This window comes from Pseudomonas sp. LBUM1641 (assembly GCF_059716235.1).
In genome coordinates this window covers 1,630,633-1,646,749 of sequence record NZ_CP166815.1, presented here as the reverse complement: position 1 = coordinate 1,646,749, position 16,117 = coordinate 1,630,633, and the positions used below count along the sequence as shown (strand labels likewise).

Genomic DNA, 16,117 nt, shown 5'->3' with positions numbered 1-16,117 from the left:
TGTACTAGATAGCTGGCTATTCGATAGCCTCGTAAGGAAGTCCTACGTAATTTTCTGCAATGGTTTTACGACCGGCTTCGGAGTCGACGAAGTATTCCAATTCGCTCTGGGCGATGCGCTGGCTGAAGCCGTCCGCCTCCGGGAATTGGTGCAACATCGAGGTCATCCACCAGGAAAACCGTTCGGCCTTCCAGATCCGCCGCAGGCAAATCTGCGAGTACTTCTCCAGCAATTCCACCCTGCCCTCGCGGTACACCTTGAGCAAAATATTGAACAAGGTGCTGACATCGCTGGCCGCCAGGTTCAAGCCCTTTGCGCCGGTGGGCGGCACGATGTGGGCGGCGTCGCCCAGCAGGAACAGGCGACCGTATTGCATCGGCTCCACCACAAAGCTGCGCAGGGGTGCGATGCTCTTTTCGATGGACGGGCCCGTCACCAGTTGCTCGATCAACGACGTAGGCAGCCGGGTTTTCAGTTCATCCCAGAAGCGCTCATCGGACCAGTCGTCAACCGACTCATCGGCCGGCACTTGCAGGTAATAGCGGCTGCGGGTGGGTGAGCGCATGCTGCACAGGGCAAAACCGCGCTCGTGCTTGGCGTACACCAGTTCATCGTGGATCGGCGGGGTGTCGGCGAGAATGCCAAGCCAGCCGAACGGATACACCCGTTCAAAGACTTTCAACGCTTCAGAGGGAATCGACTGACGCGCCACACCGTGAAAACCGTCACAGCCGGCGATGTAATCGCAGTCCAGCCGATACTGCTCACCTTCATGCTCGAAGCTCAGCCACGGCTCTGCGCTTTTCAGATCATGAGGCTGCACATTGCTGGCTTCGTACACTGTAGTGGCGCCGCTGGCCTGGCGCGCGGCCATCAGGTCGCGGGTGACTTCGGTCTGGCCGTAGATCATCACCGTCTTGCCGCCGGTCAGCGCCTTGAGGTCGATGTGGGTCAGTTGCCCGTTCAGTGCCAGCTCAAAGCCATCATGTACCAGGCCTTCGGCATCCATCCGCGCACTGACGCCGGCCTGGCGCAACAGGTCGACCATGCCTTGCTCCAGCACCCCGGCACGGATGCGCCCTTGCACGTAATCCGGGGTCTGGCGCTCTAGAATCAGGGTTTCAATTCCGGCCTCGTGCAGCAGTTGGCCGAGCAACAGCCCCGACGGGCCGGCGCCGATGATGGCGACTTGGGTTTTCAGCGTTTTCATTATTTTTATGGCCCGCAAGCTTCACCCGAACGTATTCGGTGAAAGAGTTGTCATTGATGTTGTTGCTGGCATTTTTCACTTGAGTGCCCGGCATAAGAAGGTGAAAACTAAGCCCAAAGCTGCGCTTTTTGCCAATTGGGGCGATTACCGCACAATTATCCCGAAGTATCGGATGAAGCCATGACCAAAACTGCCAGTGCCGCGATTCCAGTGTTCAAACTCTACGGTGAGAGCCAGCAATGGCCGACCCCGGATTTGTTGCACTGTGAAACCATCTCCCGGCGCAGCCGTGAGTACCAGTGGGAAATCCAGCCCCACCGGCACGCGGACCTGTGCCAATTGCTCTACGTACACAAGGGCCAGGCGCAACTGGAGATCGAAGGCCAGCGCAGCACCCTGAGCGAAGCGACGCTGCAGGTGCTGCCGCCGTTGTGCGTGCATGGTTTTCGGTTTTCCGAAAACGTCGAAGGTTTTGTGGTCACCCTGGCCGCGCCGCTGATGGCGCATTTGCAGGGGCAACTGGGCGCGGCGCTGGACGGCCTGAATGCCCTGGGCAGCTACCCTGCCGGCAACGACAGTGACTACCTCAACAGCCTGTTTGCGCGGTTGCAGGACGAGTACGCCAGCGATCAACCGGCACGGGACATGATGATGCACGCGCTGGTCAGCGTGCTGCTGGTGTGGATCAGCCGCCAGGCCATCCAGCGCCGGCATCCACGGGCACCTCGGGGCCGCGAATACTTCCGCCGGTTCACTCAGTTGGTGGAGCAGCACTATCGCGAACACCCGAAAATCGAAGACCTGGCCCACAAGCTCGGGATCTCGGTCTCACACCTGAACGGTACATGTCGGGAATTGGGCGGGCAGCCCGCGCTGCAGATCATGCACGACCGCCAACTGCTGGAAGCCAAGCGCCTGCTGACCTACACCAGCATGACCATCAATGAGATGTCGGAAGTGCTGGGCTTTTCCGATCCGACCAACTTCTCGCGGCTGTTTCGTCGGCGCGTCGGGTTCTCTCCGAAAGCGTTTCGGGAGCAGTTGAAAGCCGATCAGGACGCTAGCGAAGCGAACTGAAGGCGGCCATGTGGCCAACGCATTGACCGTTATTGCAGCTGGAGGCATAGCTCGGCTGCATGCGGGCCTGTTCGACGCGATAGGCGGCAGTGCCGTAGAGCGCTGTGGCGGCGGCGCACAGGGTGAAAATCATCAGGTACTTTCTTGTTTTGATCGACATGATGCTGACCTCTGATCCGATCAAGAAGGTGCTTTGATAAGCATAGGTCAACTGGGGCAAGTCGCCATTATCGGGCGACATTCAACATGTTTATGTCGGCTTAGAGACCGACGTCCCACACCGGCTCCTCCGGAAACCTCAACACCAAAAAATCCAGCAAGCTGCGCAGCGCCGACGGCATGTGCTTGCGCGAGGCGTACACCGCGTAGATGTTCATCTGCTGCGGCTCGGCCTCGGGCAGCAGGCGGATCAGCTCGCCGCTGCGGATGTAGTCGCCGGCCTGATAACTCGGCAACCGCGACACCCCTGCCCCCGCCAGCGTCACCCGCAATAAGGTGCTCGCCTCATTCGCACTGATATTGCCCTGCACCGGCACCGACACCGGCTCGCCGTTTTCCACGAAGTGCCACAGGCTTTTGCCGAAGTAGGAGTGGGTCAGGCAATTGTGCCGGGCCAGGTCCTGGACCCGCCGGGGCTGCGGATGCTCCAGCAGGTAAGCGGGCGATGCGCAGATCACCGAACGGCACAACGTGAGGCGGCGTGCGATCAGGTTGGGGTCCAGTTCAAAGCTGGTGCGGATCGCCAGGTCGATGCGTTCGTCCACCAGGTTCACTGTGCGATCGAGCATCTGCATGTCGATGCTGACCAGCGGGTAGCGCTTGACGTATTCGGCCATGGCATCGGCCAACTGCGCCTGGCCGAAGGAGGTGCTGACGCTCAGGCGCAGCAGGCCACGGGGCGCTTCGTCCGGTTCACTGACGGCGGCCTGCATGTCGCTGCACAACTCCAGCATCTGCCGGCAACGGGGCAAGGTTTCGCTGCCGGCGGCGGTCAGGCTGAGTTTGCGCGTGGTACGGTGCATCAGCCGCGCGCCGACCCAGTCTTCCAGCTCTGCCAGGTAGCGCGACACCACCGGCCGCGACAGGTCCAGGTGGTCGGCCGCTGCGGACTGGCTGCCCAAGTCCACCACGGTCACAAACACGCGCATTGCTTGAAGACGATCCATGATTTGCCCGCTTTTAGAAACAAACTATGTCCAAGCATCGCATTTTTTGTAGCGTTTAGTGCAACTAAGCTCTGTCCACACCTTACCGATGACTGGAGCAGCACATGTTTGGATTCTCCCCGCTCAAGCGCGTGGCCCTGGCCGCCGCCACCCTGGCCTTCGCCGCCCACGCCACGGCTGCCGACCTGACCCTGGATGCCTACAACCCGGGCGAGACCGCGATGATGCCGGTCACTTCGGTACTGGTCAGCGGCGACAAAGACGCGATCCTGGTGGACGCCCAATTCGGCAAGACCCAGGCCGAGCAACTGGTGCAAAAAATCCGCGCCAGCGGCAAGCGCCTGACGACCATCTACATCAGCCACGGCGACCCGGACTACTACTTCGGCCTCGACACCCTGACCGCCGCCTTCCCCCAGGCCAAGGTCGTGGCACCGCAGCCGGTGGTCGACCACATCAAGGCGACCGTTGAACACAAACTGGCGTTCTGGGGCCCGAAACTGGGCGCCGACAAGCCTGCCAAAGCTGTCATCCCGCAGGTACTTGAAGGCCACAGCCTGACCCTCGAAGGCAAGCAACTGGAAGTGATCGGTCTGGACGGCGCACAACCGGACCGCACCTTTGTGTGGATCCCGTCGATCAAGGCAGTCGTCGGTGGCGTGGTCGTCTCCGAGAACATCCATGTGTGGATGGCCGACACGCAGACCGCGAAGTCCCACACCGATTGGCTGGCAACCCTGCAACGTATCCAGGACTTGAAACCGCGCACCGTGATTCCGGGTCACTACCTGGGCACACCGTCGCTCAAATCCGTGGCGTTCACCGCCGACTACATCAAGGCGTTTGACGAAGAAACCGCCAAGGCCAAGGACTCTGCCGCCCTGATCGCGGCAATGAAAAAGCGTTACCCGAACCTGGGCGACGAAAGCACCCTGGAACTGGGCGCCAAAGTCGCCAAGGGCGAAATGCAGTGGTGAATTGATTCGACCCTTAACCGTACTGGAGAACGTCATGAGCAAGATCGCAATCATTGGTGCCACCGGTCGTGCCGGTAGCCAACTGCTGGAAGAAGCGTTGCGTCGCGGGCACACCGTCACGGCCATCGCACGGAATACCGACAAGATTGGCGTGCGCCCAGGGGTCACCCTCAAGCAAGTGGATGCGCTGGATGCCCAGGCGCTGGAACAGGCCATCAGCGGCAACGACGTGGTAATCAGTGCTGCGCACTTCGCCACCCTGCCGCCTGAAGCGGTAATCAACCCGGTGAAAAAAGCCGGCGTGAAGCGCCTGCTGGTGGTGGGCGGTGCCGGTTCGTTGCTGTTGTCGGGCGGCACCAAGGTCATCGACAGCCCGGGCTTCCCCGAGGAATACAAAACCGAAGCCAGCGCCGGCAGTATTTTCCTCGACACCTTGCGTCAGGAAAAAGACCTGGACTGGACCTTCCTTTCGCCTTCGGCGGAGTTCACCGAGACCGCGCGCACCGGCAAGTTCCGCCTGGGCCAGGATGAATTGCTGGTGAGCAGCGAAGGCCGCAGCTGGATCAGCTTTGCCGACTTTGCGATTGCGCTGATTGATGAAGTGGAAACGCCGAAGCATTCGCGCCAGCGGTTTACGGTCGGTTACTAAGGCTGACGCACACTAAAAATGTGGGAGCGGGCCTGCTCGCGAAGGCGGTGTGTCAGTCAACAGATGTATTGGCTGACGCGGCGCCTTCGCGAGCAAGCCCGCTCCCACATTTTGATCTTCATTGTGACGGCGACTGCGCCTGGCTCACCAACCAATCCATAAGCTGCTCCAACCCCGCCGAGGGCTCCGTCCCCGGCGGGTACACCAGGTAATACCCCATCCCCGTCGGCACCCGCAGTTCAAACGGCGTCGCCAACCGCCCCGCCTTGAGATCCTCGCCAATCAGCGCGCTGTCGCCAATCGCCACGCCCGAACCTTGGGACGCCACTGTCATCGCCAGATCCAGCGTTTCAAAATGATGCCCCTGGGCAAGATTGCTCAAACGTGTATTCGCCGCCTTCAACCACAACGCCCAATCCCGTTCATCCCGCGTAGGGTGCAACAGCACCTGTTGCTGCAAGTCCGCGGGCGTGTGCAAACCACCGAGCAAGGCCGGTGCGCACACCGGCGTCAGTCGCTCATCAAACAAATGCCGGGCCTGGGCCGACTGCTCGGCAATCGGTGCGTAGATCACCGCGGCATCGAACTGCTCGCGGCGAAAGTCGACGGTGTAGGCCACGGTGGTGGTCAGTTCCACCGGCACGTCCGGGCGCTCTTGCTGCCACTGCATCAGGCGCGGTAACAGCCAGCGCATCACGCAGGTGGAAGCCTTGAGCTGCAAGGTCTCGCGGCGGGTGCCGATCTGCTCCACCGCGTCACCGATCAGGCCGAACACCTGCTGCGCCCGCAGCGACCATTCACGGCCCTCTTCGGTCAGGCTCAAGCCACGAGCCTGGCGCTGGAACAGCGCATAGCCCAGATGACTTTCCAGCCCGGCAATCTGCCGGCTCACCGCACCCTGGGTGATGTGCAATTGCTCGGCGGCTCGGGTGAAGTTGCAGCACTGGGCCGTGACCCAAAAGGTGTGCAAGGCCGGCAACGGCGGTAGGCGTTTCATAAGGGCGCAGCCATGACGTGAGGACATGGCTAGTATGACTTTTTATCGATTGTTGCCGCTACGGGCCAGCCGTTCCAATACGGGCCTTTATCAACAATAAGAGCGACGACAATGGCGACCTGCGGCGAAGTATTGGTCAACCTGCTGGAAGGCTACGGCGTGGACCAGGTGTTCGGCATCCCCGGCGTGCACACCGTGGAACTCTACCGGGGCTTGGCGCGCTCAAGCATCCGCCACGTCACCCCGCGTCACGAACAGGGCGCCGGTTTCATGGCCGACGGCTACGCGCGCACCAGCGGCAAGCCTGGCGTGTGCTTCATCATCACTGGCCCCGGCATGACCAATATCACCACCGCCATGGGCCAGGCCTACGCCGACTCGATCCCGATGCTGGTGATTTCCAGCGTGCAGTCCCGCAGTCAGCTGGGCGGCGGGCGCGGCAAGCTGCATGAGCTGCCGAACCAGAGCGCGATGATCGCGGGCGTGGCGGCGTTCTCCCATACCTTGATGTCGGCGGCCGAATTGCCAGGCGTGTTGGCCCGGGCATTTGCGCTGTTCCAGGCCGGGCGACCGCGCCCGGTGCATATCGAAATCCCGCTGGATGTGCTGGTGGAAAACGCCGATGCATTGCTCGGAAGCGAGCCCATCAGTGTTTCCCGCGCCGGTGCTGCGCCGTCGGCGGTCAAGCAGATGAGCCAGTTGCTGGCGGCGGCGAAACGTCCGCTGATCCTTGCAGGTGGTGGCGCCATCGACGCAGCACCCGAGTTGACGCAACTGGCCGAAGCCCTCGGCGCGCCAGTGGCGCTGACCATCAATGCCAAGGGCATGCTGGCGTCCAACCACCCGCTGCTGATCGGCTCGACCCAAACCCTGGTCGCCACCCGCGCCTTGGTCGCCGAGGCAGACGTAGTACTGGCGATCGGCACTGAGCTGGCAGAAACCGACTACGACGTGACCTTCGCCGGCGGCTTCGAAATTCCCGGTGCCCTGCTGCGTATCGACATTGATTCCGACCAGACCGTACGTAACTACCCACCGCACGTCGCGCTGGTGGCTGACGCGCAAATCGCTGCTCAAGCCTTGCTCGCCGAACTCGGCACCAAGCCCTTGGCCGCCCGCGACAGCAACTGGGGCGCACATCGCGTCGCCCGCCTGTGGAGCGAACTGGAACCCACCTGGGACGCCGCCACCCGCGCGCAAACCCTGTTCCTCAACACGGTATTGAATGAGTTGCCCGACGCCGTACTGGTAGGCGACTCCACCCAACCGGTGTACACCGGCAACCTGACCCTGAACCTCGACCACCCGCGTCGCTGGTTCAACTCCTCCACCGGCTACGGCACCCTCGGCTACGCGTTGCCGGCGGCCATCGGTGCGTGGCTGGGGCGCGGCAACGGCGCACCGGTGGTGTGCCTGATCGGCGACGGCGGCCTGCAATTCACCCTGCCGGAACTGGCCAGCGCCGTGGAAGCGCGCACGCCGGTGATCGTGCTGCTGTGGAATAACCAAGGCTATGAGGAGATCAAGAAATACATGGTCAACCGCGCCATCGAGCCGGTGGGCGTGGACATCTACACCCCGGACTTTATCGGCGTGGCCAAGGCATTGGGCTGCGCTGCCCAGGCCGTGCACGGTGTTGAAGAACTGCGTTGCGCATTGCGCACCGCCACGGATCGCCAAGGGCCGACGCTGATTGAAATCGACCAAGGGCTTTGGATGAAGGAGGTGGCGGTATGAGCACGGTATTGAACGGGCTGTATATCAATGGCGTGTGGCGTGCGGGCCATGACGTGTTGGACGTGATCAACCCGGCGACCGAGGCCACATTGGCTCAGGTGAACGTGGGTGATGCAGGCGCCGTGAGTGAGGCCGTCAGTGCTGCCAGCGCTGCATTCCCGGACTGGTCAAAAAGCACCGGCCGCGACCGCGCCGCCCTTTTGCGCAAGATCGCCGAGGGCGTAAGCGCCCAGCGTGATCACCTGATGCACCTGCAATCGAGCAACAGCGGGAAGCCTCTGTTTGAGGCAGGCATTGACGTGGACGACGTGATCGCCACGTTTGAGTATTACGCCGGTGTGGCCGACGAAATGGGCGCCACCCAGGACCATCCGGTGGCGCTGCCCACTGAGGACTTCAGCGCCCGCGTGCGCCGGGAACCGTGCGGCGTGGTGGGCCTGATCGTGCCGTGGAATTTCCCGATGGTGACCACTGCCTGGAAACTCGCCCCGGCGCTGGCGGCCGGTTGCTGCGTGGTGCTCAAGCCTTCGGAAGTCACACCGTTGGCGGAGCTGGAACTGGCCAGGATCATCGCCTCGGTAGGGCTGCCTGCCGGTGTGTTCAACCTGGTCTGCGGCACTGGCCTGGCAGTGGGCGCGCCAATGACGGCTGACCCGCGGATCGCGAAAATCTCCTTCACCGGCAGCAATACCGTGGGCGTGCAAGTGATGCAGCGCGCTGCCGAAACGGTCAAGGGCGTGAGCCTGGAACTGGGTGGAAAATCGTCGTTGCTGGTGCTGGCGGATGCCGACCTCGACCTCGCCGTGGAACTGGCCTGCGGCGGTGGCTTCTTCAACGCCGGGCAAATGTGCTCTGCCACCAGCCGGGTGTTGGTCGCCGACGAATTGGCGGACGAGTTTCTGACTCGCTTACAGGCCAAGGCCGAGAATATTCGCGTGGCAGACCCGTTTGCCGAAGACGTGGAAATGGGTGCGCTGGTCAACCGTGCGCAGTACGAGCGGGTGCTGGGGCATATCGAGCGTGGCGTGCAAGCCGGCGCGAAGTTGCTGTGTGGCGGCGGGCGCCCGGCGGAGTTGCCTCACGGTTACTTCATTCGCCCGACCGTGTTCACTGAAGTGCCATTGGACAGCGCGCTGTGGAACGAAGAAATCTTCGGCCCGGTGCTGTGCGTGCGAAGTTTTGCCAGTGAAGCAGAGGCGGTGGCGCTGGCCAATGACAGCGAGTTTGGCCTGGTGGCCAGTGTGCTGAGCAGCAATCTGGAAGCGGCTGAGCGGGTGGCCAATGCGCTGCAGGTGGGCTTGGTGTGGATCAATGCGCCGCAGGTGATCTTCCCGCAAACGGCGTGGGGTGGTTACAAGCAGAGCAGTATTGGCCGGGAACTGGGGCCATGGGGATTGCAGGCGTTTCAGGAGATCAAGCATGTGATTCGGGCGGTCTGAAAACCACCAGACAGCATTGTGGCGAGGGAGCTTTTGTGGCGAGGGGGCTTGTCCCCCGTTGGGCTGCGAAGCGGCCCCAGAAAAAGCGGGAGCGCTTCGCACTCCAACGGGGGACAAGCCCCCTCGCCACAGGACAAGACCCCCTCTACACAGGAGGCTTCCCGACCACAAAAAAGCCAGCCCGCATTTTTTCAATAGCCCCAACGACTTTCTCATTTGCCCCCCCTCCCCCACGCCCGGCCTAATACTGCCCTTGTCAGTTCAAGGCCTGCCCATGGAAAACGTCCGCGCAAAACCCGCCACCGCCCTTTGGCTGATGATCAGCGTCGTGCTGGTCGCCCTCAACCTGCGCCCTTCAATGGCGGCCGTCGGCCCGCTGTTGTCGTCGATCCGCGAAGAGGTGCCCCTGAGTTTCAGCACCGCCTCCCTGCTGACCATGCTGCCGGTCATGGCCATGGGCCTGGCGATGTTTTTTGGCATGGGCGTGGCCAAACGGTTCGGCGAGCATCGCAGCATTGTGCTGTCGCTGGTGGTGATCGGCCTGGCCACCGTCTCCCGGTTGTTCCTGGACTCGGCGGTTGAGCTGATCCTCAGCGCCATCGCCGCCGGCGTAGGCATCGCTATGATCCAGGCGCTGATGCCCGCCTTGATCAAGTCCCGCTTCAGCGACAACGTTTCCCTGTTCATGGGCCTGTACGTCACCGCGATCATGGGCGGCGCAGCCTTGGCTGCTTCGTTCTCACCGTTCATCCAGGTGCAAACCGGCAGTTGGCGCATCGGCCTGGCGATCTGGGCGGCTCTCGCCGTGTTGGCGTTGGTGTTCTGGTACGCCCAACGCTCGGTGTTGCCACCACTGCCCCAAGCCAGCGCAGGTCCACAGGAGTCGTTTTTCGGCAATCGCCGAGCCTGGCTGCTGGCGATCTTTTTCGGCCTCGGCACTGCCGCCTATACCTGCGTGCTGGCCTGGCTGGCGCCGTACTACGTGGAGCTGGGCTGGAGCGAGCAGAATGCCGGCCTGTTGCTGGGCTTTCTGACGGCCATGGAAGTGGTCTCCGGCCTGGTCACCCCGGCCATCGCCAACCGCCGCCAAGACAAGCGCGGCGTGGTCGCAGTGCTGCTGGTGCTGATCATCGCCGGCTTCTGCGGCCTGATCCTCAGCCCGCAACACCTGAGCCTGCTGTGGCCGTGCCTGCTGGGCCTGGGGATTGGCGGGTTGTTTCCGATGAGCCTGATCCTCTCGCTCGACCACCTCGACAACCCACGCCGCGCCGGCGGCCTGACGGCCTTTGTGCAGGGCATCGGCTACTTGATCGCCGGTTTGTCGCCGCTGATTGCCGGGATGATCCGCGACCAACTGGGCAGCTTCGAGTGGGCCTGGTGGTCACTGACGGCAGTCGTCGTGGTGATGTTGCTGATCCTGCTGCGCTTCGACCCACGGTATTACGCGCGGCATATTCGCTGACGTCGTGTTGTAAACATTATTTGTCCCACCTTAAACATAGAAAGGTCCGACAGCGCTTTCTATTGGCACGAACGTTCCGTTAACATTTTGTATTGTCTTGTACCGAGTTCGGTACAAAGCGCTTGCGGACGGAACGGATGCTAAACAGCAACTTGCTAAGAAAGCTCGATATGCAGGACCTGATGGTGTTTGTCGCTGTTTACGACCAAAGCAGCGTCACCGAGGTCTCCGAAACGCTGTTCGTCAGCCAGTCCACCGTGAGCTACAGCCTGAAGAAGCTGCGCACCAGCTTTGAAGACGAGTTGTTTATCAACACCCGGGCGGGCATGCGTCCTACGTACAAAGCCGCCACCATGTACGGGCATGTGCAGAAAATCCTCGAAAGCATCAACCTGTGCCATGCCGGCAGCCAGGCCTTCGACCCCACCCAGAAGGCCGTGAAATTCAACGTCTGCGCCCCCGAATACTTCGAACAACTGATCCTGCCGCGCCTGCTGAAAAACTTCGATCACGCCGACCTGCCGGTGATCGTCAATGTGCAGAAGCTGGAAACCGAGGTCCCGGCCGAAGCCTTGCGCGACGGGCGCCTGGACCTGGTGATCTGCTTCGGGCCGCACTTTCATCGCGAGCACAAGGACATCAAGACCCAGATGCTGCTGGAGGACGACCTGGTGTGCGTGTTCGACAAGCACTCGGCGCCCCGGGAGCCGGCGTTCAGCCTGCAATCCTTTGTCGCCCGGCGCCATGTGTTCCCGACGCCCTGGAGTTCCGACACCAACATGATCGACGGCTGGCTCGCGCGCCAGGCTCACAAACGCCAGGTGATCGCCCGGGCCAACAGCTACAGCGCGGCGCTGAAGATGATCACCGGCACCGATTTTATCGTCACCCTGCCCCGTCGGGTGCAGAAGCTGCTGGCAGACAAGGCCGTGTTCGGCCATTGCGAAGCGCCGAACGGATTGCCGGGGTTTACCCTGGATATGCAGTGGAATGAACACAGCGAGCAGGACAGCGCCAACACGTGGTTCAGGGAGCAGGTGGTGAAGGTGTGCGCGGATCAGGGGTTGCTATAACTTTTTTGTAGGAGCGAGCTTGCTCGCGAAGAACGTTAACGATGACACGGGCATTCAGGATTCCCGCGTCGTCTGTTAGTTTTTCGCGAGCAAGCTCGCTCCTACAGTAGTTAGCCGATGGTGACTTTGCTGTAGGACTCGCGGTCCATGTCTACCAGCAGGACGCTGAGCTGAACCTGCAAATCTGCAGGCCAATCGCCCAGGTCCTGCAGCGCTGCCAGCAGGCTTTCCGACAACTGTTTCTTGACCTGCGGTGAACGCCCGCTGAGCAGCGACAGTTTCACCGCGATAAACGCCCGCGGGCTCAAGGACGTGCCGACCTGGAACGTCTCCACCTTCAGCGCCCGGCTTTTGATATCGAACTCGGAACCGAACTGCCCGGACGCCATCAGCACGTTGTTGAGCCGCAACAAGGTTTTCTCAACGGCCAGTTCTGTGAGGTTGGCGGTGTATTCCAGATGCAGATGCGGCATGAAAGGCTCCGAATTGTTGTAGGAAAAGAGTCATACATATAGCACGCGGCCAAGCTGAACCAGACTGCTTTCAATGTGAAACTTCAGTCACGCTGCGCAGCGAACGATTTTCCCAGATCGCCACGATCACCAATACTGCCGAAGTCAGCGCGCCCAGCACCAACGCCGAAAACAGCTGCTGCAACCCCAGCGGTAACAACACCAACAACATCAACAGCCCGCCCAGGTGGGAAAAAGGCGGCAACGGCCGGTCGCTCATCACCCACTTGAACAGCGCGCTGCCCAGCAGAAACAAGCACGGGCCGGCAATAATCGCCACCACGCCCGCCTGGCTGGCGTGCCCCGGGTGCACCAGCACCAGTTCGTCGGCCACAGCGCTGACGATAATCCCGGCGACGATCAATACATGCAGGTAGGTGTAGGCAATCCGCGCCTGACGGCCGGGGTCGGCAGAACTGGCGATACGATGGTGGGCACGCTCGGCGCCGCTGTCGAAATAGATCCACCACAGGGCGATGCTGCCCACCACCGCCACCAGGAAAGCCGCCAGCCCTTCCACGCTCCAGGGCAATTCAGCGAAGGTCGCGCCGGTGACCAGCAACGACTCACCCAAGGCGATGATCACAAACAGGCCGCAGCGTTCGGCCATGTGGTTGCCTTCCACATTCCAGTCCGACAGCGTCGAGGGCCCAAGCCCCGGTACCCAGAAATACACCGATGGGGAAACCAACTCGATCAACAGCGCCAGGGCCCAGAAGGCCAAACGCTGTTCACCTTCGAGCAGCGCACCGGTGATCCAGAACACCCCGGACAGCAGCATCCACGCCAGGATCCGCTGGAAATTGCGGGTCATGTTCAGCGACTCGCAGCGCACCGCCCACAAGGCAAACAGCGTGCGTCCAACCTGCATGAACACATAGGCACCGGCGAACAACAGGCCACGGTCGGTAAACGCCTTGGGAATCGACGAGGACAACAGCAGGCCCGCCACCATCAAGCCGAACAGGCCGATGCGAATCGGGATTTTTTCCGGATCGAGCCAGTTGGTGACCCACGAGGTGAAGATCCACACCCACCACACCGCGACCATCATCAACGCCACTTGCACCGCGCCGCCGATGGACAGGTGCGCGAGCAGCGAATGGGACAACTGGGTCACGGCGAACACGAACACCAGGTCGAAAAACAACTCGACCATACCAACCTTGCCGCTGTCATGACTGCCGCGCCCACGCAGCAAGGACCGGGATGAGATCATGGGTGGATCTCCCTGAAAGGTTTATCTCAAGATTTGGGGGCGACTACCGGCAGCATGTCCCGCTCGCTCATGAACGCCTCCAGCCGCGAACGCATCCAGCGTTCCGCCGGGTCGGTGTCCACGTGGCTGAGCCAGACCATGGACAAGTCCAGTGTCGGGGTTTCGAACGGGAACGGCTCGCAGAACAGATTCCCCCCCGCGGCCATGGCCTGGGCGGTGTAGTCCGGCAGGCTGGCAATCATGTCGGTGCCGGCGAGCAGCGCCGGCAGCGCGCTGTATTGCGGCACCGAAAGCACCACGTGGCGTTTGCGACCGATCTCCGCCAGCCATTCATCGGCAAACCCGGACACGTTGGCGGTGTGGGACACCAGCACATGGGGCCGTGCGCAGTATTCATCGAGAGTCAGGGGTTTGTCCGAGGCGTCCGCCCGCAGCAGACAAGGACGGATATGCCGCAACAGCTTGCGCTTGGCATTCGCCGGCAGGCCGCGGGTTTGGGTGATGCCGACGGTGATATCGCCGGAAGCCAACAGGTCAGGGATGCGCCAGTAATCCACATGCTGCACCACGAACACCACCTGCGGTGCTTCCTGGCGCAACGCCCGCAGCAACGGCGGCAGCAGGCCGAACTCGACGTCATCGGACAGGCCGATGCGAAAGGTCATGGTGCTGATGGACGGGTCGAAGTCGTGGGTCAGGCTCAGGGCCGACGACAATGAGTCGAGGGCCGGCGACAGGTGCTTGATGATTTCCTCGGCCCGCGCGGTGGGCTCCATGCGATGGCCGACGCGAATGAACAGCGGGTCGTTGAACAGCGTGCGCAGGCGATTGAGGGCCGAACTGATGGTGGGTTGGCCGAGAAACAGCTTCTCCGCCACCCGGGTCACATTGCGCTCGAGCATCAAGGTTTCAAAGACCACCATCAAGTTGATGTCGGCCTTGCGTAATTCATTGCGATTCATCGGCGCTCGCCCCACTGCCCTGGATAAGCAGCAGTTTAGAAACACCCGGGGCCCTGCGTCTATGCGCACACTGTTCAACACGGGCCTTTGGGACTATAAAGCAGCTTCCAAGGCTTGTGAGAACACCATCGTGCTGGTCATTTCTGCCTTGAGCATCCTGCTCGCCGGGATTTTGCTCTGGGCCATCAAATTCGTCGTTCACCCTACCGCCAGGACACTGTTGCGGGTATTTGTCGGTTTATGCCTGGCGGCCGTCGTGGCTTATCTGGTGCTGGCTTCGGGGTTTCCGACCTCATTGCTGGTGTGATCGGGCTCCTGCCCCTGGCGCAAACGCAAGGCGGCCAACGCAGCCACCACCAGCACCACGGCAATCACTTTCAAGCCGTTCATGGCATTGCCAGTGCTCATTTCGATCGCGCCCATCACCGATGGCCCGACAAACCCGCCGAGCAACCCGCAGGCGTTGACGAAGCCCAGCCCGCCCGCCAGTGCCACGCCCTTGAGGCGTGAAGCCGGGTAGAGAAAGATGATCGACTGCACCACAAAGAACATCACCGCCGACACACAGAAGCCCAGCAGGCTGAACACCGGCCCGGACACCGAGGCAATGCCCAACCCCAACGCCATGGTAAGCAAGCCGGTAATCAACAGCCGCCGGGCACGGGTAGGCGTGGTCGCAAAACGCGGCAGCAACACCGCGCCGGCCGCTGCGGCAATCCACGGCAGTGAGGTCAGCAAGCCGACGCTCATGGTGCTCAATTCACCGTATTTGCTGATGATGCTCGGCAGGAAAAAGATCACGGTGTAGATGGTGATCTGATGGCAAAAATACACAAAGATCGCCAGCAGGATTTGCGGGGTCAGCCAGTTTTTCAGGGAATGCCCGCCCTCGCCTGCGCCCTCTTCGGTCTCCATCGCGATGCGCTGTTCAATCCCGCGCGCCTCTTCGGCCGAGAGCCACGGCGCCTTGCTCGGACGGTCCGGCAACTTGCACCACACCACCCAGGCAAATGCCACTGCCGGCAAGCCTTCGAGCAGGAACATCCACTGCCAGCCGTGCCAGCCGAGGATTCCATCCATGCGCATCAACGCCGCGCCCACCGGGCCGCCGATGATGTTGGCAAAACACACGCCGAGCAGAAAATACCCGGTGGCCCGCGCCCGTTGCTCGCGGTTGAACCAGTAGGTGAGGTACAGCATCACCCCGGGAAACAGACCGGCTTCGGCAATGCCCAGCAGCAGCCGCAAGACATAGAACGAAGTCTCACCCTGGACGAACGCCATGGCCGCTGAAATCAAACCCCAGGTCACCATGATCCGGGCAATCCAGAACCGCGCGCCGACCTTGTGCATGATCAGGTTGCTGGGGATTTCCGACAGCGCATAGGTCAGGAAAAACAACCCCGCACCCAGGCCGTAAGCCGCCGCTGAAATCCCCAGGTCAACGTCCAGGTGATGCTTGGCCAGGGCGATGTTGGTGCGGTCCAGAAAGCTCAGCACGTAGGCGATGATCAGCAAGGGCATCAACTTGACGAACATCAGTTTGTTCAACTCCCGTGGTTCACGGGCAGTGTTGGCAGTCTTCATCGGGCAATTCCTCTTGGCGCCCCGCCAACGCAACGGCTGGGGGACGCATC

16 protein-coding genes are annotated in these 16,117 nt (G+C 61.7%); 8 read left to right on the top strand and 8 right to left on the bottom strand.

Annotation, left to right across the window (positions count from 1 at the left end; genetic code table 11):
- Positions 1-16 precede the first annotated feature (16 nt).
- Positions 17-1,201: a 4-hydroxybenzoate 3-monooxygenase gene (pobA, locus tag ACA046_RS07520; RefSeq protein WP_497677053.1), complete on the bottom strand. Its 1,185-nt coding sequence runs from the start codon at positions 1,199-1,201 to the stop codon at positions 17-19.
- Between the two features lie 189 nt (positions 1,202-1,390).
- Between pobA and ACA046_RS07515 the strand changes: the two genes are divergently transcribed.
- A complete protein-coding gene (locus ACA046_RS07515; protein ID WP_459026766.1) occupies positions 1,391-2,287 on the top strand; it encodes a helix-turn-helix domain-containing protein in 897 nt (298 codons plus the stop codon).
- On the opposite strand, the gene ACA046_RS07510 is transcribed toward ACA046_RS07515, so the two are convergent.
- The gene (locus tag ACA046_RS07510) at positions 2,271-2,528 is read right to left on the bottom strand and encodes a hypothetical protein (RefSeq protein ID WP_459029484.1); all 258 of its coding nucleotides are present in this window, start codon (positions 2,526-2,528) and stop codon (positions 2,271-2,273) included. The two genes, ACA046_RS07515 and ACA046_RS07510, sit on opposite strands and share 17 nt — an antisense overlap.
- Before the next feature lie 19 nt (positions 2,529-2,547).
- Positions 2,548-3,453 (bottom strand): LysR family transcriptional regulator, encoded by a 906-nt coding sequence (locus tag ACA046_RS07505; protein ID WP_167662733.1) that lies wholly within the window; start codon positions 3,451-3,453, stop codon positions 2,548-2,550.
- A 104-nt stretch (positions 3,454-3,557) separates the two neighbouring features.
- Here ACA046_RS07505 and ACA046_RS07500 point away from each other — a divergent pair, with 104 nt between their 5' ends.
- Positions 3,558-4,430, top strand: a complete 873-nt coding sequence (locus tag ACA046_RS07500) for an MBL fold metallo-hydrolase (RefSeq protein ID WP_445572925.1) — start codon at positions 3,558-3,560, stop codon at positions 4,428-4,430.
- A 34-nt stretch (positions 4,431-4,464) separates the two neighbouring features.
- Positions 4,465-5,079 carry an NAD(P)-dependent oxidoreductase gene (locus tag ACA046_RS07495; protein ID WP_318302987.1) on the top strand — a complete coding sequence of 205 codons (615 nt, stop codon included), beginning with the start codon at positions 4,465-4,467 and terminating at the stop codon, positions 5,077-5,079.
- Positions 5,080-5,197: 118 nt separating this feature from the next.
- On the opposite strand, the gene ACA046_RS07490 is transcribed toward ACA046_RS07495, so the two are convergent.
- Complete coding sequence (locus tag ACA046_RS07490) at positions 5,198-6,076, bottom strand: LysR substrate-binding domain-containing protein (protein ID WP_076015899.1); 879 nt, start codon at positions 6,074-6,076, stop codon at positions 5,198-5,200.
- Positions 6,077-6,187: 111 nt separating this feature from the next.
- Between ACA046_RS07490 and ACA046_RS07485 the strand changes: the two genes are divergently transcribed.
- The 4 genes from ACA046_RS07485 (at position 6,188) to ACA046_RS07470 (ending at position 11,787) form a co-directional block, all read left to right on the top strand.
- A complete protein-coding gene (locus ACA046_RS07485) occupies positions 6,188-7,813 on the top strand; it encodes a 5-guanidino-2-oxopentanoate decarboxylase (protein WP_497676203.1) in 1,626 nt (541 codons plus the stop codon).
- Positions 7,810-9,252 (top strand): aldehyde dehydrogenase family protein, encoded by a 1,443-nt coding sequence (locus tag ACA046_RS07480; RefSeq protein WP_497676202.1) that lies wholly within the window; start codon positions 7,810-7,812, stop codon positions 9,250-9,252. The genes ACA046_RS07485 and ACA046_RS07480 overlap by 4 nt, the downstream gene beginning before the upstream one ends.
- Before the next feature lie 274 nt (positions 9,253-9,526).
- Entirely contained in the window at positions 9,527-10,714 is a 1,188-nt protein-coding gene (locus tag ACA046_RS07475) for a cyanate transporter (protein WP_497676201.1), read from the top strand.
- 137 nt (positions 10,715-10,851) lie between these two features.
- Positions 10,852-11,787 carry a LysR family transcriptional regulator gene (locus ACA046_RS07470; RefSeq protein WP_497676200.1) on the top strand — a complete coding sequence of 312 codons (936 nt, stop codon included), beginning with the start codon at positions 10,852-10,854 and terminating at the stop codon, positions 11,785-11,787.
- A gap of 110 nt (positions 11,788-11,897) precedes the next feature.
- Here ACA046_RS07470 and ACA046_RS07465 read toward each other — a convergent pair whose 3' ends face one another.
- From ACA046_RS07465 to ACA046_RS07455, 3 genes are all read right to left on the bottom strand, one after another.
- Entirely contained in the window at positions 11,898-12,260 is a 363-nt protein-coding gene (locus tag ACA046_RS07465) for a 5-carboxymethyl-2-hydroxymuconate Delta-isomerase (protein WP_076015904.1), read from the bottom strand.
- A 70-nt stretch (positions 12,261-12,330) separates the two neighbouring features.
- On the bottom strand, positions 12,331-13,518 hold the full coding sequence (locus ACA046_RS07460; protein WP_497676199.1) for a low temperature requirement protein A: 1,188 nt from the start codon (positions 13,516-13,518) through the stop codon (positions 12,331-12,333).
- 26 nt (positions 13,519-13,544) lie between these two features.
- Positions 13,545-14,480: a LysR substrate-binding domain-containing protein gene (locus ACA046_RS07455; protein ID WP_167662740.1), complete on the bottom strand. Its 936-nt coding sequence runs from the start codon at positions 14,478-14,480 to the stop codon at positions 13,545-13,547.
- Positions 14,481-14,541: 61 nt separating this feature from the next.
- Here ACA046_RS07455 and ACA046_RS07450 point away from each other — a divergent pair, with 61 nt between their 5' ends.
- Complete coding sequence (locus ACA046_RS07450) at positions 14,542-14,787, top strand: hypothetical protein (RefSeq protein WP_076015907.1); 246 nt, start codon at positions 14,542-14,544, stop codon at positions 14,785-14,787.
- Here ACA046_RS07450 and ACA046_RS07445 read toward each other — a convergent pair.
- Complete coding sequence (locus ACA046_RS07445) at positions 14,742-16,067, bottom strand: MFS transporter (protein WP_497676198.1); 1,326 nt, start codon at positions 16,065-16,067, stop codon at positions 14,742-14,744. The two genes, ACA046_RS07450 and ACA046_RS07445, sit on opposite strands and share 46 nt — an antisense overlap.
- Positions 16,068-16,117: the final 50 nt, after the last annotated feature.